We start from the raw sequence: 19,642 nt of genomic DNA on the forward strand, positions 1-19,642 counted from the left end.
AGTCAAGGTAGAGTGTATGTTGTTTTTGAATAGATTTATTTTGACATGCTTGTCATTGTTTCTTTTAGTCGATTCCTCTTTAGCTAATGATTGGCGGCTAGAGCGGGACGAGGGTGCTGTCCAAGTTTACAGTCGTGCGGTTGAGGGCTCTTCTATTCGAGCCGTGCGTGGGGTGACTTGGATTGATTCATCACTTATACGCATAGTAAATTTACTTTGGGACCCGACGGTTAGGCCTACCTGGGATAAATACTGTGGTGAAACTTATACTTTAGAGTCTCGATCCGCCAGAGAGAAGTTTGTGTACGTGCATACTGAATTACCTTGGCCAGTGAGAGATCGAGATATGGTCAACAGTGTTACTTGGGAACAGGCACCTGATACCTTGGTAGTAACTATGCGTGCGGTTGCTACGAAAGGTTTTCTTCCTAGAAAGAAAGATCGTGTTCGTGTGGTGCAGTCTTGGAGTACTTGGACGTTAACACCATTATCTGGAGGAGGTGTTGCGGTAGAATTTAGTGCTCATATTGATCCAGCCGGACCGTTACCATCTTGGCTGATAAATACCCTCTCAGTTGAATCTCCCTACGATATTTTGAAGCGTTTACGAGGCCCGTTAGCTAATCATCAGATTCAGCGAGATTTGATCGGGGTGATTACGGAGATTCATGGGAACGGCTAGCTATTACTAATCCAGCAGAGACTGCAAGATAGTATTTTAAGAGGCTAGGAAGTGTATAGGTATTTGAGTTCGTACCATGTCCTGTATATAGATTAAAAGGAAATCGATGAATAAATTTACGAGCAAGGTGGCCGTAATCACTGGTGCAGGCTCTGGCATTGGACGGGCATTGGCAAAGCAGCTTGCAGCTGAGAACGCTCGTTTAGCGCTGTCGGATATCAACGCAGTGGAGCTTGAGAAAACCTGTCATTCTTTGCCTGACGGCTGCGAATTTCGCTCCTACGTACTTGATGTGTCATCTCGTGAAGCTGTGTATGCCCATGCAGTTGAAGTTGAACAAGATTTTGGTGCCGCTCACTACGTATTCAATAACGCAGGTGTCGATATGATCGGAACGATCGAGAATATGGAGATTGATGAAATCGAGTGGCAGCTGAATGTTAATCTCTGGGGCGTTATTTATGGTTGTAAAGCTTTCTTGCCCATAATGCGTCGTCAGGGGGAGGGCAGCTTAGTGAACATTAGTAGTGTATTTGGTCTGGTCAGTTATCCAGCTCAGGGAGCCTATAATATTTCTAAATTTGGGGTGCGCGCATTGACAGAGTGTCTTTGGCGAGAGCTGGAAGGAAGCGGCATAAATACCGTCTGCGTTCATCCGGGTGGTATTAAAACTAATATCGAAAAAGGTGGCAGGAGAACGCGTAACGCTGGCCCACAGGAGGCTGAATTTACAAAAGCGGCTGACGCGTTGTTGGTAACGCCTCCAGAAAAGTGTGCGGAGGATATCCTTAATGGTATACGCCGTGGAAAACGTAGGATTTTGACTGGCCACATGTCTAGCACGCTTTTTTGGCTTTCGCGTCTATTGCCTAACCACTACCACCGAGTAATCAGTTGGCTGTCTCCCTGATCGATTTGAATGACACCTGAATGATTTCATAATAGGTGATATCTTTGCTGGTATTGCCATAACGGTATTTGGAAGTAGCGAGCTGACCATATGATGATAAATTAGATGCCATAATTGCCGATATTAATGTCCGCTTTTTCTAGTTCCAGCCATTAAATACACCAATAACTAAGACCAAATCCTAAAACCGCTTCTCAGTTGTGATCCGCCACTGGTAGTTAGAGATACCGTCGCTGCGATCCAGTGGTTTTACCAAATCGACATGAAGTATGCCGTGTGAGCCTTCTTCTTTATTGCCTGTTCGGGTAGGGGAGAAGCGCAGCCCTAGACCGACGTCTTTAATCCAGCCTCGATCTTTCTCTGAGACTGCTAGGCTGGGGTCGTTAAGATTGTCGCCCCAGGCGCGGCCCGCATCAAAGAAGACCGCAGCGCCAGCGTGAAATAGAGAGAACCATTCCCGCTCGCCAAAAAAGTGCTGTTCCATGGTGAAGAGGATTTTACGATCCCCGCTTTGAAAGTGACTGGGATAGCCTCTGAGGCCGGTGTCGCCACCTAAAACAATATTATGATCTTCATAAAGATTGTAGCCTTTCATGCCGGACAACTGGGTTAGAAATTGGCCATTGCTGATGTTTTTCCAATACCAAGACACGGCAGTTTCAAATACGCTATCTACCAAGCCGTGATCGGTGTAGCGGCCGTTAAATGAAATATTATGTAAGATCATGTGCTTGTCGCCCAGCATGGTTCCTACTGAGTTTTCGGCTTGAATAATATAGCCGTCATCTGGACCATCTATATTCGACGCGGCGTAACCGAAGCGAGCACGAAATTGGTTCCCGAGGTTGAAATATTCTGCCCTGTTTATTTGTTGAACATTAGTGGTCTTGATGAAGCCGTCGTGAATGTTCTGATATTCAATCCATAGACTATCGTCAGAGCGATTTTCAGGTAGCGCTACGGCGCTGAGGCTATCGTTATTTTCACTGAACTCGTCTTCTTCCTTGCTGATACCGAGTATTAGACGGCGAGCAAATTGATTGTCTTCCGATAGCTCCTCTATTCGTCGCCCATAATATATTGAGTTAAGGGTTTTTTGGTGGTCAAAGCTGGCCACTTCTTCGCCGGCAATATAGTTGGACTCCGACATGATGGTGTCATCGTGATTTATTTCTCCCGTCCATTTGGTACTTAAATCTAGAAAGGGGCGGTTAAGGGTAATGCGCTTTTCAATGCCGTCGTCGTTGTCTGAGTATCGTAAACGCAGTTGGCTGTTATAGGCGCCGGTGTTGGGGTCGTGGTAGTCGAGCACACTGCCAGAGCGGAGTTCGTTGCTAAAGTGCATTAGCGACACGGCCTTACCTGTTCCCAAGAAATTACTATCTTCAAAGCCGTAGCTAGAATTGCTATTGCCACCCGAGCGGGAGAAGCCGATTTTGGGTTTTAACGTCCACACATCGCGAACAGAAACGTCAATGTCAGCCTGATTTGAACACGGTGAATACACGGTATCGATGCTAGCCTGATTAAGATAGCGGCGAGTGTTCAAGGTTCGTTCGCTGGTATCTACTAAGGTTTGGTTTAAGGGGGTGTTCTCTTCGAATAGTAAGTCATCTCGAATGACTTCTGGCCTGGTTGTAATATGTAGGCGGTTGGCTAAGCGAAATAGCCAGTTGTTTTCTTTGGGGTCGCTTTCGTCAAAAATTTGATTAACATTTATATTAATGGCGTTAATAGTGGCCTGTTGATTTACTTGGCGGACATTTTCTTCTGGGCTAGATATTGGTTCTGTATTTCTGGGTTTGCTGATGTCTTTATCGTTTAAATCGACTTTGAGATCACACTCAGTTTCTGAACTAGCCTTATTGCTAGACTGAGCATATATGGCCGGGCAGATGCCAAAGCCCACAAGCCCAATGAAAACGACCAGCCGAGCGCGATGAAGCATGATCTGGACTACCTATTCATTATCCTTGAGTTAGCCAAGCTATACCTCAATTGTTAAGCCTTACTTAAGGCTCGGCAAAGGCTCGCTAAAGGCTTGGCTTTATGAAGCGGGCGAGAATTTAGCTCAAGGGTATGGTATTTGCTTTGTATTCTATTAACTCGGTCACTCTTGGGTCGCCTATATGGATATGTACAGTTCCGCTAATCTATTACTTAACCCCTGGGCCATTGCCGCCGTGACATCATTGGCGACGATGTTGCTTCTTTTAGTGTTGAAGCGCATCATTTTGGGGTGTGTTGGCGGCATTATTGACCGCAGTCGCTTCACTATGGACTCGCTTATTGTGGCGGCACTGCCCCTGCCAATTACTTTCGTCATCCTTTGTTTGTCGGTCGCGGTGTTCAAGATAGTCTGTGCCTACCTTGGTCTTAAGCTGGATTATCTTGATGGGTATATTAGGCCGGTCCAGTATTTTTTAATCATTCTCGCTGTGGTGGTGTTTGTGGATCGCCTGTGCAGCGGTGCTATTGGTAGCTACTCCGAGCAGTCCGAGACCATGCGAAGCAGCAGGAGCATCTTGCAAGGGATGACGCGTGGCATCGTTTGGGGTTTAGGCCTCCTAATATTGATGGGCACGCTGGGCATATCTATCACGCCAGTGATCGCTTCTCTGGGTATCACCTCTTTGGCCGTGGCTCTGGCCCTGCAGCCAACACTGGAAAATTTCTTCTCTGGGGTGCAGTTAGTTATTGATAAACCCATAAGGGTGGGTGATTTTATTGAACTCGACTCTGGAGAGCAGGGCTTTGTAGATAGGATAGGCTGGCGCTCGACCTGGGTTCGCATGCTCCCCAATAATATGGTGATCATGCCAAACAGTATGCTGTCGGGCTCAAAAATCATTAATTATTACTATCCAGAAAAAGAGCTATCAGTGCCTGTTGAAGTGGGAGTGCACTACGATTCAGACTTGGATCATGTGGAGCGGGTGACTTTGGAAGTGGCCCGAGAGATTCTTGAGAGTCATGAATGGGGCGTATCTGACTACAAGACCTTTGTGCTGTTCCACACCTTCGATAATTCCAGTATTAACCTGACGGTGATGTTGCGAGCCAAGGAATATTTTAACCGCTTTTGGGTGAAGTCTGCTTTTGTGAAAGCGCTGCATAAGCGGTATGCACAGGAAGGTATACGAATTCCTTATCCGATTCGCGCCATCAATCTAGACCAGGAGCAGGCACGAGATGGCAGCGCTTCGATAAATTTTAAGGACTGAGGCCTTGTTTAGCTGAAGGGGGTTTTTAAGCACTTCAAGCCCGGCTTCGTTATTCAGTCAGCTAGGCCGCTAAGGGTTTTAGCATAGGCGCAGCGTAGCCGCGTCCTATGCTAAAGCTTATTGCATGAGCATGGTTCAGCTAGCTATTCCCTCTACTTCTATAATCACCGCTTCCCAAGCCTCAAGTGCTATTTTGTTTGCCACCATTACTTTAGATTGGCTTAGGGTTGAGGCCAGAATCTCACCATTTTGATACGGAACTGAAAAATGCTCCGCTCGATTGGAAAGATTCAATAGCACGAGGCATTTCGCCGGCGCATCTACCAGGTATCTCTCATACGCTAACACAGAGCTCGGGAAGTTAGGGTGCTCTATTATCTTCAAGGCACCGCTTTGTAAAACGGGAGAGTTATTGCGAAGCTTTAAAAACCGCTTATAGCAATGCAGTAATGAACCAGGATTTTTTTCCTGCTGCTCCACATTGCAGCGTTTAAAATTATCATTCACGGGCAGCCAAGGCAGACCTTCCGGCGGGGAAAATCCTGCGTTTTCAGTGCTACTCCATTGCATAGGCGTTCGAGCCTCATCGCGGTTAAGTAAAAGTCCAAAATGACGTATTAGATTTCTACTCACCGCCGGCAGCAAGCGCAAATGGTGTGAAAGGGCGTCTTTGCTGGTTTTGGGATCAAGCGTTGGGTTGCTCATGCCAATTTCTTCACCGTAGTAAATGCATGGCACTCCGCGCAAGCTCAATTGTAATGCCGCATTGAGTTTGGCTTTTTTAATGTCGTTTTTTAGTCTGAAAATCCGGCGCGGAAAGTCGTGATTACTAAAGACCCAGGTGGGTAGTAGGGGATCTGCAAAGGAGCTCTCTGCGGTTTTAATCAGCGACTTTACTTTTTTGACGTTTAACAGCGTATTTAATGAGTTGAAATAAAAGACTAGGTTAAGGCCGTCGCTCTTACCATTTGCTACGTCACCAAAATATTTGCGCTGGTCTTCGGCTGGCCCGTGCACTTCGCCCACTAAAAATTTGCCGCCGAATTCGTCTACGGTTTCACGGATCCGTTTACAGAAATCGATTGTCTCCGGTAAGTGTAGTTGTCTTTCGGTTTTTTTAATCAGTCCGTATTTTGAGGTGAATGGCAGTGGGATCGCAAAAGGCTCATCCCGACATTGCTCATCCTCAAATAGGGCGTGAATAATATCAAGTCGGAAACCATCGACGCCTCTGTTGAGCCAAAACCGAATGGTGTTAAGCATCTCTTCCTGAACCTCGGGGTTTCTATAATTGAGATCAGGTTGAAAATCTAAAAACTCGTGGTAAAAAAATTGCTGGGTGTGCTCATCATATTTCCATGCGTCACCGGTAATCATGGCAGTCCAATTATTCGGCGGCTTCTTGCCATTTTTACCCCTGCCGTCTTTCCAGATATACCAATCGCGTTTTGGATTGTCGCGGCTGGATCTAGATTCAACAAACCACGGATGTTCAGCGGAGGTGTGGTTCAGGACTAAGTCCATCACAATACGCAGTCCACGTTGGTGAATTTCTGCAACCAACTGGTCAAACTGTTCAAGGTCACCATATTCAGTATTGATGTCCCGATAATTGGAGATATCGTAGCCACAGTCATGTAGGTGATAGGGTTTATCCGTTGGTGACGGATACATAGGCGAAAGCCAAATAGTCTCTATTCCGAGTTCTTTCAAATAATCTAGCTTAGAGATAATGCCGGCAATATCCCCTGTACCCGATCCCGTGGTATCCATAAACGAGCGCGGGTAGATTTGATAGATAACTGTTTTTTCCCACCATAGATCTGACATTATTTTATTTCTCTTTTAGCGTTTAAGGCAGGCGCACTGTTTTTATGCGTCAGTCTGCATTTTGTTGATAGGGACTTTACTTCGCTTGGTAGTTTGCTTGTGGCCATAATTCATTTATTTCATCGGCCTGCTGTTGAGCGCTGAATCGCTCCCAGGTAATGCCATTGACATCCTTTTCTGCGCTGAAGTTTGGCGCTGAATCATCTTCCCAGCCTAGATGTCTAAGCTCTCCCTGTGTGCAGCTTGGATCTTGTCGGATCGATAGATTTAGTGAGTCTGTTCTCCACAGGGCGTATTCATTTTCTACAAATGAGCATGGTTCAAGTCCAAGGCGGACGCTATAGTCCTTGATGGTTTCTTCAATTTTATTTGTAGAAATGGCGATGTGTAACTTTCTCACTATTACTCCTGTTTAGTGCTGAAAATAATACTTTCCGACAAGCTGGCTGCTAGCCTTTGGACACTTGGTTTGCGTCATGCTGCGGGTTTAACTTCCCCGCTTCTTACGCATTATGCCTTCTTGGGCGCTGCTTGCCACTAGCCTTCCTGCACGGTCATAAATTTTACCGCGCACAAAGCCGCGACCATTGGAGGCGCTGGGGCTCTCCATATCGTATAACAGCCAGTCATTAAAATCGAAAGGGCGATGAAACCACATGCTGTGGTCGATGGTTGCCATACGCATGTCTTCAGTTAAGAACGAGACTTCATGGGGTTGGCTGGCGGTGGCTAAAAAGAAAAAGTCTGAGGCGTAGGCAAGCACGTAATTGTGGATGCAGGGGTCGTCTGGCAAGCGACCGTTAGGGCGCATCCAGGTTTGTTTTATGGGCGGACTCTTGTGGGGCTGCTTGAGGTCGTAGTAGTTGACGGCGCGAAAATCGATGGCGCGCACGGCGTTAAATTTAGGTAGCCACTCTTGTGGTGCAAAGCGCAGGTCTTCTTCACGCAGTTCTAATTCAGGGGGTAAGTCATCTGGCGGCGGCACTATAGGCATGTCACTTTGGTGATCGAAACTATCGATGTTGAGCTGAAATGAACTGGTCATAAAAAAGATAGTTTGGCCGCGCTGTACTGCCTTTACTCTGCGGTTAGAGATGGTGCCGGCGTCTAGATTGCTTTCCACCTCAAAGATGATGGGATAGTCGGGGTTGCCAGGCCTTAAAAAGTAGCTGTGGAATGAATGAATATGACGGTCGGGTGCAACCTGCTGCGCTGCGGCTGACAGCGCCTGGGCGATTACTTGGCCACCGTAAACCCGGCCCCAGTCGGTAGCTTCGGATTGGCCGCGATAGATATTCTCGTCAATTTTTTCAAGTGTGAGCAGGTCAAGTAGGCTCTTGAGTCCGTCTGACATAGTTACTCCAATGGGCTTGTGGCACTCAAATTTAGTTTCTTGCGATTAGCTATTCGCAGATGAGCGCGGCTAATACCGATCTCACTTTATCTGGAATGCTGACCGGCTTATTGGTGTTGCGATCAACGTATACATGAGCAAAGTTGCCTACCGCCGATGCGCTGTCTTCGTCATTGCGAAAGATGGCGGTTTGATAGCGAACGCTGCTATTGCCAAGGTGTTCCACTTTTATGCCAACCACGATTAAGTCGGGAAAGCTGACCGCAGAAAAATACCGGCACTGGGTTTCAATCACTAAGCCGATGGCTGGGCTGTTGGCGATGTCGAGTGCGCCGCTATTAATCAAATGCTGATTTACGGCGGTGTCGAAAAAGGAATAATACACCACATTATTAACGTGCTGATAAACGTCGTTGTCATGCCAGCGGGTTTGTATTTCTGAAAAATGCGGGAAATCGGCGCGGCAGGGAATCGTTGCTTTATCGCTCACAGGGCCTCCTTATAGAGTGCGATGGCATCCGCTAAATGGATCTCGCGGGGGTTGTTGATTAGTAGGCGACTCTGCTTCATTGCGTCTTCTGCAAGCAGGGCGATGTCGTCTTCGCTGATACCAACGTCGCGCAGCGATTTAGGAATGCCGAGTTCACTGGCCAAGTCACTCAGGTAATTAAGTAGTGACAGCGCGCGGGTATGCGGCGTGCCTGCGGCGGCGGGAAATACCACGTCGGCAAGCTCTGCATACAGATGTTCGGCATCGCGTAAATTAAAGCGCAGCACGGCATTGAGCATTAATGAGTTAGACAGGCCATGGGGCACATGAAAGCGCGCGCCCACGGGATAGGCTAGGGCATGTACGCCGCCCACCGGGGCATTCGCAAAGGCCATGCCGGCTAAGCAAGAGCCGAGTAGCATGTTTTCACGTGCTTGAATATTGTCGCCGTGCTGGCAGGCGGTATGAATATTGGCAGACAGTAAGCGCAGCGCATCTTTGGCGAGGCTATCTGAAATAGGGTTCTTAAGGCGTTTACTGGTGAAGGCCTCTATGGCGTGTACCATCGCATCTATGCCGGTGGCAGCGGTCACATGACTGGGTAGGCCGAGTGTTAGCTCGGCATCGAGCAGGGCAATATCGGGTAGCAATAGTGGCGACACCACACCCTTTTTCTCGTTTTCACCGGTTGTCACAATGGCGATGGCGGTGACTTCGGATCCGGTGCCGGCGGTTGTGGGTATTAACACCAGCGGCAGTCGCTGGCCTTTGGCGGCATTCACGCCGTAGACCTCGGCTAGCTTTTGTTCGTTGTTGGCTAGTAGGGCTATCAGCTTGGCAACATCCATAGAACTGCCGCCGCCAAAACCGATAATGCAATCGGCACTCTGCTGTTGGGCGGCCTCGATGCCGCTTAGAATGACCGCTTCAGGCGGGTCTGCGACCACATCGGCAAATACCGAAGCGCGAATGTTTAAGTCTTTGAAATTGGCCAGCGTGGCGTCTAGCAGTCCTGCCTTTACAACGCCGGGATCACTGACAATCATGACTGACTGGCAGGCCATGTCGCGGATGCGATCGGCTAGCTGTGCGGCGGCGCCGCGTTCAACAATAATGGATTTGGTGGTGTGAAACTCAAAGGCCTTCATATCCTCGTGTCCCTTTCTCGTTGTTATCTTGTAAAACACATATGCAAATTTAAGGCGCGCTTAGTGCGTGCAATGTTAGCATGCCAAACAGGATAGCGGAGCATCACGCTTACTCGATACCCACTGAGGCGACCGGCCCCGGCTTTTACCCCGCTTGTTACTCAAGTTCGCGGTATAATCTGGCTAAACTCGATTCTTGTGCTCAGAAGCTCATATTCTGATCGCCAAATAGAACTCTTACACTCAGGCATTAAAGGCTATTTAGAATACGAATGTCGCTTAGCAATGAAGCATCAAACAAGTTAAGTTCTGTGCCGCGCTTCAGCGCGGAGCTGAAGCGGTCTTGGACGGTGAATAGTTCTGCCTTGAACACGCTGTTTCAAGCCGCAAAGACCTTGGGTGCAGACATTGATCAGCTTATTAACGAAGTGGGTGTTCAGCCTGCGGAGGTAGATAGCGATCAACGAGTTCCGGTAGCAGACCTGTTTAACTTATACGACTGCGTGGCCCGAGCCACCAATAAGCCTGACATTGGTCTGTATGTTGGCCGTATCGATTACATCAACCTTCTAAATCTACAGCTGTATGCCTGTTCTGGTTGTCGCACCTTTAAAGAATATTTGAATGTGATGCCTAGTGTGCTGCGTATTTTTGGTGATATCGGTGAGGTGAAAGTGCGGCGCGAGGATCAGTTTATCCGCTTAGACTGGCAGCCCTTAGAAGAAGAAACCAACTCTCAGCGTTATTTGTCAGACTCCTCGCTGGGGGTCGCCGCCGCCATTGTCAATTCAGTGTGTGTTCAGCCCATTCCGGTACGCGCGGCGCATTTTACTTATGCGCGGCCACAGGACCTGACTTTGTTACGGCAGCAGTTTGGCGACAATTTAAAATTTGATCAGCCGGTAAGCAGTTTGTATCTGGATCTCGCTTGTTTAGGTTATCCCCTTATCGGTTTAAATGCCGGCTGGGGGCAGGTTTTAGCACAGCCAATCCGGCACTTATTTGAAGAAGATAGTGCGAGCAGCGACTTTATTATCGCCTTGCGCAAAACCTTATTACGACTATTGCCGAGTGGCGATATGGGCGTGGATAAGGTCGCGGCGGCCCTCAATATTTCCAGGCGCACCTTACAGCGGCGTCTAGCTGAGCAGGGCACCCAGTTTTTACAAATACTGCAGGAGTTGCGCGCGGACCTTGCTCAGCAGTATTTGGCCGATGAGCGCTTGAGTATTACTGATATTGCCTTTTTGCTGGGGTATATGGATCAAAGCTCTTTTTCGGCGGCTTTTCGCGGCTGGTATGGCGTCTCTCCCAGAGACTTCCGCAAGAAATAAACCCCTGCTAGTGGCACCAATTCCCGATTTCGCTGGCACCAATTCCCAAGCCATTATCGTCCATATGTATAGACTAAGCTGACCGCTCTAATCTAATAAGGAAGATCAATGTCTCTCAGTTTTGATAGCGCAAGGATGTTCAATCCGTATTTGCGACCCGAGCACGAAGAGTGGCGCACACAGCTTCGCAAGTGGCTGGAAAAAGAAGTGGTGCCATTTTTAGATGATTGGGAAGAGGCCGGCAAAATACCTGACGATCTGTGGCGCAAAGCTGCCGAAATTGGTGTTATGCAAATGGGCTACCCTGAGGTTTACGGCGGTATCTCTGAAGGCATTGACCAGTGGCATATTAATATCTGCAATGAAGAGTTTACCCGGGCTGGATCTGCCGGGGGCTTAATCAGTAATCTGCTTATTCACGGCATTGGTCTGCCGCCGGTGATCAATTACGGCAGCGACGCGATTAAAGAGATGGTTGCGCCCAAGGTATTGGCTGGTGAAAAGCGTATTTCACTTGGCATTACCGAGCCCTCTGGTGGTTCCGACGTGGCCAATCTCACCACGACCGCCGTGCGCGATGGTGATCATTATATTGTTAACGGTAGTAAGACCTTTATTTCTGGTGTGATGAATGCCGACTGGGTATCTACCGCAGTGCGAACCGGTGGTGAGGGTGGCCGTGGCGTGTCCATGCTATTGATTCCCACTGATTTGCCGGGTGTGGCGAGAACGCCGCTGGACCGCAAGCAGGGTTGGTGGTGCGCAGATACCGGCACGATTTACTTCGATAATGTGCGGGTGCCGGTCGAGAATTTGTTAGGTGAAGAGGGCAAGGGTTTTTGGGTCATTATGACCAACTTTAACCCTGAGCGGCTCAGTTTGGCGGTGACCATGGAGGCGGCGGCGCGGGCTTGCCTAGAAGACGCAGTCGTATGGGCGCAGCAGCGTAAAACCTTTGGCAAGCGCTTGGCGGATCATCAAGTGATTCGTCACAAAATTGCCACTATGAAGCAAAAACTCAATGCTACTCAAGCCTATCTTCAGTATCTAACCCAAGCTTATATCGATGGCCGTTGTGACCCCGGTGACTTGGCGATGGCCAAGGTGCAGGCCAGTGAAACCATGGAATACTGCGCACGCGAGGCCAGTCAAATATTGGGTGGTGCTAGTTATTTGCGTGGCAACCGAGTGGAACGTTTTTATCGCGAAGTTCGCGTTAATGCGATTGGCGGCGGTTCAGAAGAAATAATGCGCGACCTTGCGGCGCGTCAATACCAGTTATAACAGGACTCAATATGACTTCGAATAATCTACCTAAGCTTTGGCATTGTTATACCGCTCGATCATTGCGGGCCTTGTGGGCTCTGGAAGAAATGGGCATAGAGTATGACCTTGAGGTTTTAGCGTTTCCGCCACGGATGTTTCAGCGCGAATTTCTAGAAGTGAACTCGCTGGGGACAGTGCCGTATTTTGTCGATGGCGAGACTCATATGACAGAGTCCTCAGCTATTGGCTTGTATTTGGTTGAACGTTATCAGCGCTATGACTTTGGTTTAAAGGCGGATCACCCTGAGTACGGTGACTACCTGAACTGGTTATTCCACAGCGATGCGACCCTAACATTCCCGCAAACGCTGGTGCTGCGGTATTCGCAATTAGAACCTATGGATCGCCGCCAACCGCAGGTAGTAAAAGACTACTACAAGTGGTTTTTAGCGCGTCTTAAGCGTCTCAATACCCATATTGCTGATCGCGAATTTCTATGTGACGGCCGTTTTACCGTGGCTGATATTGCCATTGTCTATGCGCTGTATCTTGGTCATGGACTGGGGCTGTCGCAGTTTTATGAGCCTCAGGTGCTCGATTACATGCAGCGCATGATGGCGCGGCCAGCCTTTCAAAAAGTCGAACCAATGGGTAAAGATAAGTCGCTATTTTCGCCGGCTCCTTACCCGTTTGAGAACATCCCAGATTTGTTTGCTTAAGAGATATATCTCTCATAAATATTATTGTGGAGTAGAAAATGATATTCACAGAAGAGCACGAGGCGATTCGCCAAACCATAGCAAAATTTATTGATACCGAGATTAATCCCCATGCCGACCAGTGGGAAGCGGACGGAATATTTCCGGCTCATGAATTGTTTAAAAAGATGGGTGATCTGGGTCTTTTGGGTATCTGTAAGCCCGTAGAATATGGCGGTATGGGCTTAGACTATAGCTACCAGATTGTTTTTTCTGAAGAGTTGGGCCGTATCGCAACCGGTGGTGTGTCGATGGCGATTGGTGTGCAGACCGACATGGCAACACCGGCACTGGCACGTTTTGGTAGTGATGCTTTGCGCAAGGAGTTTTTAGCACCGGCGATTGCTGGTGACGCGGTATTTTCTATTGCTGTGAGTGAACCGCACGCGGGCTCAGATGTGGCGGCCATTAAAACTACCGCCAAAAAAGACGGCGATGATTACATTATTAATGGTTCTAAAATGTGGATTACCAACTCCACTCAGGCAGATTATTTGTGTCTGCTGGCCAATACCAGTGATGACAAGCCTCATTTGAATAAGTCACTTATCGTGGTGCCCACCAATACACCGGGTATTTCATTCTCTGAAAAATTAAATAAATTGGGGATGCGCTCATCCGATACTGCGCAGGTATTCTTTGACGATGTGCGAGTGCCGCAGAGAAATCTGATTGGCGAAGAAGGTCATGGCTTTATTTACCAAATGCTGCAGTTTCAAGAAGAGCGTTTGTTTGCTGCCGCTGGCAGTTTAAAAGCGATGGAAGATTGTATTAGTAAAACCATTGACTACACCCGCGAGCGGCAAATATTTGGGCAGTCAGTGTTAGATAATCAAGTAGTGCATTTTCGTTTGGCCGAACTACAAACCGAAGTCGAAGCGCTGCGTGCACTGACTTTTAATGCCGTAGAGGAATACCTCAATGGCACCGATGTTACCCGTAAAGCGTCTATGGCAAAGCTAAAGGCCGGTCGTTTGCTGCGTGAAGTCACCGATAGCTGCATGCAATATTGGGGCGGTATGGGCTATATGTGGGATAACCCAATAGCGCGCGCCTTTCGCGATACCCGTTTAACCTCGATTGGCGGTGGTGCCGATGAGGTGATGCTGAGCATTATTTGTAAAACCATGGGCACCTTGCCGAAGCGCAAGAAATAGGCTGCCTGTTGAGCTCCACATTAAATTGATATTACATTTTAATGTGGAGCTTATTCCGTTGACGTAGTGCTTTCGATTTAAACTTAAGTATTTCTTGAGAAAGTTCTGGGCCAACCTGTTTTGCAAATATTTAGCTAAACTGAATCATAATTAAAACTGATTCAATGGTCTGCCCTCCGGACCTTGCGGCGGGTTCGGTACTGACTTTTGATGAGCATTGTCAAAGTAATGTTAAGGCTAGTGCCTTTGGTTTATAGTCGTGAGGTTGCATACTCTGATTCCAGAAAAGAGAAATCAGAGCAGCGTCTAGCTTAATGAAGTGCTATGCGTACTTAGTGCAGAGAGATGATTTCCTCAAAGAATTGCTGCTTCCCAGACTCCTTTACTTCTTTTATCTGAGTGATGTGGTTGCTGCCAGTAACGTGAAGGCGCCGGATAATGAACGGTCGCTCATCCGGATCCACCCCCGTCACAACCTTGTTGAGATTAGCAAAAGTACAGCTAGTGTTATCATCGCAGTCAAACGGGAAACTATGGCTATCGCCGATGTCACTAAGGTTTATGGTTCCAGTTTCAGACGGGCTCAAGGTGCAGTTATTATACCCACCAAATGAGTTAAAGCCGTCAGTACCGGTGAAGTCAACGGTAGTACTTTTAACCTGATAGTTGTAACCACCTTGTGTGATTTCAGGGTTGCAATAGGATGATGTGATGACGCTTTTAGCCGTCAAGCCATTAAAATCCGTAACTCGCTCATCAGAAAAGGCGATTAGCTCTCTGATTTCCCGACCACTTGCTACAAATTGCTTTACGACGAGAATGCCATTTGATCCCTTTCTATGTGAAATGGTGACTTCAACGTCGCGATTATCTGCGTCTAGACCGCTATACGTGCGGTTTAACTCATCATAAGTGCAGATCGGCGCATTCTCGCAGTTATACCAAGCGTCTGCCCGGTTGTCGTATGCTTCAGAAAACGGTTCGGGTGTGGCGGACAGTCCACAAGATTCGTTCCATGAGTCGGCAATTTCCCCGGAGACAGTTGTCGCGCCAAATTCATAGGAGAGACCGCCGACCGAGTGTCGGCATTCACTGTTTCTCATTAAGCTGAAAGCATTTAGTCCATTGAAATTTACTTTGTAGTCGCCGGCATTATTGTTGATCGATAATGCCAAATGCGCACGTGCATCGGCAACACCAACCAGAGATGTGTTGGCGTTGGCTTGCACGAAGCTGGCAACGGATGGGTCATTTTCAAAGTCTTCGGTTTGCTGATCGAAATCGATGATTGAATCCGAAGCACTAGGAAGTTGAAGTGTTGTGGTATCTCCGTCTGCATCAAGTGTCAAAAGAAGGCGTGCGATGTTAAGGAAATAATCCTGACTATGGGTTTCGTTCTGCAGATCCATTGGGGTGATGATGTCCCCCGCGGCGACAGTACCAATCACATTGCCATAGAGTGTGAAGCTTATATACTCACCAGTCTTGTAGGTGAATTCCCCGTTAGCATTGGTCACACCTCCGCCAGTGTTTGTTTCATAGGTTAAGCCCTGGACTGGCGAGTCAACAAAGACTCCTTTCAATGTGCTGGCCGTCCCGCCGTCATTCCCATCTGTTTCTGAACCGGAAGCGTTATTGCCGCCACTACTTCCTCCGCCGCATGCAGAAAGGGCTAAGGTCATGATTGCAACATAAGTGAGACTGCGTTTCGTACTGATAGTTATTCTGATCATAGAAGCTCCATTTCATATTTATCCATAAAATATTTTCATTTTCCCAGCCTAATAATCACGCTTTCACTACTCATGCAGGTGTCAGGCTGGAAATATACCAAGTGAAAAGACTGGCTAAATTTAGCAAGCAGAAAACTTGGTAATCTTAAGTTTAATCGAATAATTGGAACTTAGACAATCTAATAATACTTGAAAAGATGATCAGACTGCGTCAGACAATACCCCTGTTCCAATCCGTCTCAGCGGAGACGGGAAGGCGGCTACTATCAATCAGGCTCGGCTAGAGTGGCTCATCTGTATAAACCATGACGCAGCGAATATCTGCACGAATCGTTATAAGATCGGCTGTCACCTATCGTATGGAAATGCACCGAAAGGTTGGTAATAAGCACGTATTGCGGAAGTTTGGCTTCAATCTGTGTTGCGAATATTTAGCTAAACGGGATCATAATTAACAGCCCGTCGACAATCAAAGATAAGGATATTCTGCAGTGCAATGTTATTTATACTATGGATCTTATGAGGGGCTGAATTAGATTGCCCTACTTTTTTAATCCGTTGTTTATGACAGCATTTAAATGGGGCTCAGCAATGTGCGGCTGAGATATTACTCATTATAGCGTTACATCCTATATGCTATTAAGCTGCGCTAGGAAGGTGGAGTATCAATTTGGCGCCGTCTTTATAATCGCTATCTAGGGATAAGTAGCCTTTTTGCTTACGTGCAAAATTACCGCATAAGCTTAAACCCAAGCCAGAACCCTTTTCTCCCTCGCTGCCATGCTGACTAGTGACGCTGTCACCAAATAGCAGATCTTTTATCTCTGCGGGTACTCCTGGTCCGCTATCTCTTATGACCAGCTGCACCTCGCCGTCAACGGTGTTGGTTTCAATGTATATACTGCCATTCTCTGGTGTGTATTTGACGGCGTTTGCCAACAAGTTGCGAATGATAGTTTTCGTTAAATTGACGTCAGCCATAGCGGCAGTATTATCATTTCTATCATAGGTGATATTTATTTTTTTTAAGGCAAAGCTTTCTTTCATGAAATCCATGCTTTCTATGACTAGTGGAGCCAATGGCGTAGATGTTAAGTCAACGTGAACAGCGCCCAATTGATTGCGCGACCACTGCAAAATTTCGTCTAGTAATTGATAAAATTTTAATGATGACGCCAAAATGCCATCTGCCATTTGTGCAAGGCGCTCTGGTTTTAAGGTGTCTGCCTTTTCGCGCAGAATGTTTGATAAACCCAGAATGCCGGTGAAAGGGGAGCGTAAATCGTGAGCCATAACGGCAAAAATTTCTTGCTGATCTTTCTGCATGCGCTCTAGACGACGGTTATGAAGTCTCAGCTCTAATTGACTAACCACCTGTTTGGCTAAGATGTTTAAGGCGAGCTTCTGATTTTCATCCAACATTTTAGGCTCGGTATCAATGACGCATAGGGTGCCAATGGGTAGGCCGTTTTTAGTTACCAGTGGTGCTCCCGCGTAGAAGCGAATGTCCGGCCCAGCGGTTACCAGTGGGTTGTCCACAAAGCGCTCATCTTTTAATGCATTTGCTACTTCAAATACTTGGTCTTGCAAGATAGCGTGGGAACAAAAGGCGATATCTCTAGGTGTCTCCGGTGCGTCAAGGCCGACGCGGGATTTAAACCATTGGCGATCTTTGTCGATAAGCGAGATAAGTGAGATTGATGTACCGCAAATGGAACTTGCCAACTCAGTCAGTTCATCTAGGGCTTGTTCGTCTTCAGTATCCAATACTTCGTAACGCAGCAGTTCTTCGATACGTTGTGTTTCATCTGGGTGCAAGGCGGCGCTTATCATAATGCACAAATTCCTAGATTTAGGTAGCTCGGCAGCACCAAGTACATTGAAAAAACAGCTAGCAACGGGGTGTTGAGGTTATATTTACGTCAGCCTGGGTGCGCTCCGGTTTTCCGCTGCGGGTTCTGTGAGTATAGACGGAATATCCGCTCCATTCTTATGTAATGGCGGCATAGTTAGCGCGGCTATATCAAATCCTTCACGTCTTTGTATATTCAAGATAGCAGTGTTTTCTGTATTTGGAACCTGCTCCGTGGCGAGCGCAGTCAATTGCATATGTAGAAATGCTGACTGCGGCGACAAGTTTGCTAGCAGGCCGGTACTTGCCGGATTTACAGTTTTTCTCGCCCATGAGCGATAGAAAAGTCTTGGTTTGGTCCTAAGGGGATGATCCCGGTGGGGTTGATCATCAGGTGGCTGGCGTAATAGTGGGTTTTAATGTGTTCAAAGCTGACCGTTTGCGCTATGCCGGGGACTTGATACAGCTCGCGTACATAGCCGCTAATGGCGGGATAGTCGGCCAGTAATTGGCGGTTAGTTTTGAAATGGCCAAAGTACACCGCGTCGAAGCGAATCAAGGTGGTGAATAAACGCCAGTCCGCTTCGGTTATTTGGCCGCCTGTCAGGTAGCGCTGCTGGGATAGCAGGTCTTCAAGCCAATCTAGCGATTCAAATAATTGATGAAATGCGGCTTCATAGGCTTCTTGGGTGCTTGCAAAGCCCGCTCGGTAGACGCCGTTATTAACGGTGTTGTAAATGCGGTCGTTCAGAGTATCGATACTTGCCTGTAAAGGTTCTGGGTAATAGTCGCTGGTGTTGCCGCTTAAATGATTAAACGCGCTATTAAACATGCGAATAATCTCTGAGGATTCATTGCTCACAATGGTCTCGGTTTGCTTGTCCCACAGTACTGGAACGGTAACTCTACCCTCATAATCGCCATCGGCTTTCAGATACAATTGGTAGAGAAAGTCCAGGCCGTAAAGCGGGTCTTTCATTTCCCAGCCGTTTTCCAGCATGACTGGCTCGACTACGGTGACATCTATATAGTCTTGCAATTGCTTTAGCTCGCGAAAAATCAGTGTGCGGTGTGCCCAAGGGCAGGCCAGTGATACATAGAGATGGTAGCGACCTTTCTCTGCCTTAAAACCCTGTTGACCCTCGGGGCCAGCTTCTCCGTTTGGCGTTAACCAGTGCCGGAAGCCGCTGTCCTGACGGCGAAATTCACCGCCGCTATTGTCTGTTTCATACCACTGGTCAACCCATTTACCCTGCTGTAATAAACCCATTATGTTGCTCCTATAAAGTGTGTTGCCCGATAAAGCGGCCGACCTGTAATTCTTATCCGGTAATACGGTCGGCCTAAGGGCTAAATCCTGCGCTGCTATTGATGGCTAATATGTTCTTGTTGATATCACTTATACGATGTTTGTTCAGTGAATAGTCTACTTTGGCAGTTGAATATTAATCAGGCGATCGACACTTAGGCTGCCCGCACCTCTGAATACTAGGCCGACACTGATTGCGAGCAAAGCTAGGGCAAATTCGTAACCATTATTTGCCATAAAGAAGCCGTTATCCAAGTGAACGGTAACGATAGCAACGATCATGGTGAAGGCAAGAACCAAGGCTGTGGGGCGTGTTAGCACGCCGGCGATGAGGAATAGACCGCCAAAGAATTCCGCGCTGCCGGCTAAGATTGCCATTAACATTCCGGGCTCGATTCCAATCGATGCCATCCAGCCAGCGGTGCCTTCAAGACCGTAACCACCGAACCAGCCGAATAGTTTTTGAGCGCCGTGGGCAGCAAAAATGGCGCCCGCAGCTAGGCGAATGGCTAGTGTGTCTAGACCGCTGTGTGTTGAAGTGATGGTGTTTATGATTGCTTTCATTATATTTCTCCATGCGTTTGTTATGAGGTTT

General features: G+C 47.6%; 17 protein-coding genes. 7 read left to right on the top strand and 10 right to left on the bottom strand.

Annotated features, from left to right (window positions below):
* The first annotated feature begins 49 nt into the window (after positions 1 to 49).
* Both AB4875_RS08545 and AB4875_RS08550 read left to right on the top strand, forming a co-directional pair.
* Positions 50 to 682: an START domain-containing protein gene (locus AB4875_RS08545; RefSeq protein ID WP_368375640.1), complete on the top strand. Its 633-nt coding sequence runs from the start codon at positions 50 to 52 to the stop codon at positions 680 to 682.
* A gap of 106 nt (positions 683 to 788) precedes the next feature.
* Complete coding sequence (locus AB4875_RS08550; RefSeq protein WP_368375641.1) at positions 789 to 1,592, top strand: SDR family NAD(P)-dependent oxidoreductase; 804 nt, start codon at positions 789 to 791, stop codon at positions 1,590 to 1,592.
* A 181-nt stretch (positions 1,593 to 1,773) separates the two neighbouring features.
* Here AB4875_RS08550 and AB4875_RS08555 read toward each other — a convergent pair whose 3' ends face one another.
* Positions 1,774 to 3,540 carry a BamA/TamA family outer membrane protein gene (locus AB4875_RS08555; RefSeq protein WP_368375642.1) on the bottom strand — a complete coding sequence of 589 codons (1,767 nt, stop codon included), beginning with the start codon at positions 3,538 to 3,540 and terminating at the stop codon, positions 1,774 to 1,776.
* Positions 3,541 to 3,721: 181 nt separating this feature from the next.
* On the opposite strand from AB4875_RS08555, the gene AB4875_RS08560 reads away from it, so the two are divergent.
* On the top strand, positions 3,722 to 4,816 hold the full coding sequence (locus AB4875_RS08560; protein WP_368375643.1) for a mechanosensitive ion channel family protein: 1,095 nt from the start codon (positions 3,722 to 3,724) through the stop codon (positions 4,814 to 4,816).
* Positions 4,817 to 4,951: 135 nt separating this feature from the next.
* Here the strand turns inward: AB4875_RS08560 and AB4875_RS08565 are convergent, their stop codons facing one another.
* The 5 genes from AB4875_RS08565 to AB4875_RS08585 all read right to left on the bottom strand — a co-directional run bounded on the left by AB4875_RS08565 (position 4,952) and on the right by AB4875_RS08585 (position 9,638).
* Positions 4,952 to 6,646 carry an alpha-glucosidase gene (locus AB4875_RS08565; RefSeq protein ID WP_368375644.1) on the bottom strand — a complete coding sequence of 565 codons (1,695 nt, stop codon included), beginning with the start codon at positions 6,644 to 6,646 and terminating at the stop codon, positions 4,952 to 4,954.
* A gap of 76 nt (positions 6,647 to 6,722) precedes the next feature.
* Positions 6,723 to 7,046 carry a VOC family protein gene (locus AB4875_RS08570; RefSeq protein ID WP_368375645.1) on the bottom strand — a complete coding sequence of 108 codons (324 nt, stop codon included), beginning with the start codon at positions 7,044 to 7,046 and terminating at the stop codon, positions 6,723 to 6,725.
* A gap of 87 nt (positions 7,047 to 7,133) precedes the next feature.
* A complete protein-coding gene (locus AB4875_RS08575; RefSeq protein WP_368375646.1) occupies positions 7,134 to 8,000 on the bottom strand; it encodes an acyl-CoA thioesterase domain-containing protein in 867 nt (288 codons plus the stop codon).
* Between the two features lie 49 nt (positions 8,001 to 8,049).
* Positions 8,050 to 8,490 (bottom strand): acyl-CoA thioesterase, encoded by a 441-nt coding sequence (locus tag AB4875_RS08580; RefSeq protein ID WP_368375647.1) that lies wholly within the window; start codon positions 8,488 to 8,490, stop codon positions 8,050 to 8,052.
* The gene (locus AB4875_RS08585; protein ID WP_368375648.1) at positions 8,487 to 9,638 is read right to left on the bottom strand and encodes an iron-containing alcohol dehydrogenase; all 1,152 of its coding nucleotides are present in this window, start codon (positions 9,636 to 9,638) and stop codon (positions 8,487 to 8,489) included. Before AB4875_RS08585 ends, AB4875_RS08580 begins: the two co-directional genes overlap by 4 nt.
* 272 nt (positions 9,639 to 9,910) lie before the next feature.
* On the opposite strand from AB4875_RS08585, the gene AB4875_RS08590 reads away from it, so the two are divergent.
* The 4 genes from AB4875_RS08590 (at position 9,911) to AB4875_RS08605 (ending at position 14,153) form a co-directional block, all read left to right on the top strand.
* The gene (locus tag AB4875_RS08590; RefSeq protein ID WP_368375649.1) at positions 9,911 to 10,972 is read left to right on the top strand and encodes an AraC family transcriptional regulator; all 1,062 of its coding nucleotides are present in this window, start codon (positions 9,911 to 9,913) and stop codon (positions 10,970 to 10,972) included.
* Between the two features lie 108 nt (positions 10,973 to 11,080).
* A complete protein-coding gene (locus AB4875_RS08595; RefSeq protein WP_368375650.1) occupies positions 11,081 to 12,256 on the top strand; it encodes an acyl-CoA dehydrogenase family protein in 1,176 nt (391 codons plus the stop codon).
* Between the two features lie 11 nt (positions 12,257 to 12,267).
* Complete coding sequence (locus AB4875_RS08600; protein ID WP_368375651.1) at positions 12,268 to 12,957, top strand: glutathione S-transferase family protein; 690 nt, start codon at positions 12,268 to 12,270, stop codon at positions 12,955 to 12,957.
* 38 nt (positions 12,958 to 12,995) lie between these two features.
* On the top strand, positions 12,996 to 14,153 hold the full coding sequence (locus AB4875_RS08605) for an acyl-CoA dehydrogenase family protein (protein ID WP_368375652.1): 1,158 nt from the start codon (positions 12,996 to 12,998) through the stop codon (positions 14,151 to 14,153).
* Between the two features lie 332 nt (positions 14,154 to 14,485).
* On the opposite strand, the gene AB4875_RS08610 is transcribed toward AB4875_RS08605, so the two are convergent.
* The 4 genes from AB4875_RS08610 to AB4875_RS08625 all read right to left on the bottom strand — a co-directional run bounded on the left by AB4875_RS08610 (position 14,486) and on the right by AB4875_RS08625 (position 19,611).
* Complete coding sequence (locus tag AB4875_RS08610) at positions 14,486 to 15,886, bottom strand: hypothetical protein (protein WP_368375653.1); 1,401 nt, start codon at positions 15,884 to 15,886, stop codon at positions 14,486 to 14,488.
* 639 nt (positions 15,887 to 16,525) lie between these two features.
* Positions 16,526 to 17,719, bottom strand: coding sequence for a GAF domain-containing sensor histidine kinase (locus tag AB4875_RS08615; RefSeq protein ID WP_368375654.1), 1,194 nt, complete (start codon positions 17,717 to 17,719; stop codon positions 16,526 to 16,528).
* Positions 17,720 to 18,051: 332 nt separating this feature from the next.
* Entirely contained in the window at positions 18,052 to 19,008 is a 957-nt protein-coding gene (locus AB4875_RS08620; protein ID WP_368375655.1) for a glutathione S-transferase family protein, read from the bottom strand.
* A gap of 156 nt (positions 19,009 to 19,164) precedes the next feature.
* Entirely contained in the window at positions 19,165 to 19,611 is a 447-nt protein-coding gene (locus AB4875_RS08625; protein WP_368375656.1) for a DoxX family protein, read from the bottom strand.
* Positions 19,612 to 19,642 lie beyond the last annotated feature (31 nt).

The sequence above is a fragment of the Zhongshania sp. R06B22 genome, assembly GCF_040892595.1.
Lineage (GTDB): Bacteria > Pseudomonadota > Gammaproteobacteria > Pseudomonadales > Spongiibacteraceae > Spongiibacter > Spongiibacter arctica.

What these genes read in the sequence shown, in the direction of transcription:
- AB4875_RS08550 (WP_368375641.1), top strand. Translation starts at nt 789, where the DNA reads ATGAATAAATTTACGAGCAAGGTGGCCGTAATCACTGGTGCAGGCTCT.
- AB4875_RS08555 (WP_368375642.1), bottom strand. Translation starts at nt 3,540, where the DNA reads ATGCTTCATCGCGCTCGGCTGGTCGTTTTCATTGGGCTTGTGGGCTTT.
- AB4875_RS08560 (WP_368375643.1), top strand. Translation starts at nt 3,722, where the DNA reads ATGGATATGTACAGTTCCGCTAATCTATTACTTAACCCCTGGGCCATT.
- AB4875_RS08565 (WP_368375644.1), bottom strand. Translation starts at nt 6,646, where the DNA reads ATGTCAGATCTATGGTGGGAAAAAACAGTTATCTATCAAATCTACCCG.
- AB4875_RS08575 (WP_368375646.1), bottom strand. Translation starts at nt 8,000, where the DNA reads ATGTCAGACGGACTCAAGAGCCTACTTGACCTGCTCACACTTGAAAAA.
- AB4875_RS08585 (WP_368375648.1), bottom strand. Translation starts at nt 9,638, where the DNA reads ATGAAGGCCTTTGAGTTTCACACCACCAAATCCATTATTGTTGAACGC.
- AB4875_RS08590 (WP_368375649.1), top strand. Translation starts at nt 9,911, where the DNA reads ATGTCGCTTAGCAATGAAGCATCAAACAAGTTAAGTTCTGTGCCGCGC.
- AB4875_RS08595 (WP_368375650.1), top strand. Translation starts at nt 11,081, where the DNA reads ATGTCTCTCAGTTTTGATAGCGCAAGGATGTTCAATCCGTATTTGCGA.
- AB4875_RS08600 (WP_368375651.1), top strand. Translation starts at nt 12,268, where the DNA reads ATGACTTCGAATAATCTACCTAAGCTTTGGCATTGTTATACCGCTCGA.
- AB4875_RS08605 (WP_368375652.1), top strand. Translation starts at nt 12,996, where the DNA reads ATGATATTCACAGAAGAGCACGAGGCGATTCGCCAAACCATAGCAAAA.
- AB4875_RS08610 (WP_368375653.1), bottom strand. Translation starts at nt 15,886, where the DNA reads ATGATCAGAATAACTATCAGTACGAAACGCAGTCTCACTTATGTTGCA.
- AB4875_RS08615 (WP_368375654.1), bottom strand. Translation starts at nt 17,719, where the DNA reads ATGATAAGCGCCGCCTTGCACCCAGATGAAACACAACGTATCGAAGAA.
- AB4875_RS08620 (WP_368375655.1), bottom strand. Translation starts at nt 19,008, where the DNA reads ATGGGTTTATTACAGCAGGGTAAATGGGTTGACCAGTGGTATGAAACA.
- AB4875_RS08625 (WP_368375656.1), bottom strand. Translation starts at nt 19,611, where the DNA reads ATGAAAGCAATCATAAACACCATCACTTCAACACACAGCGGTCTAGAC.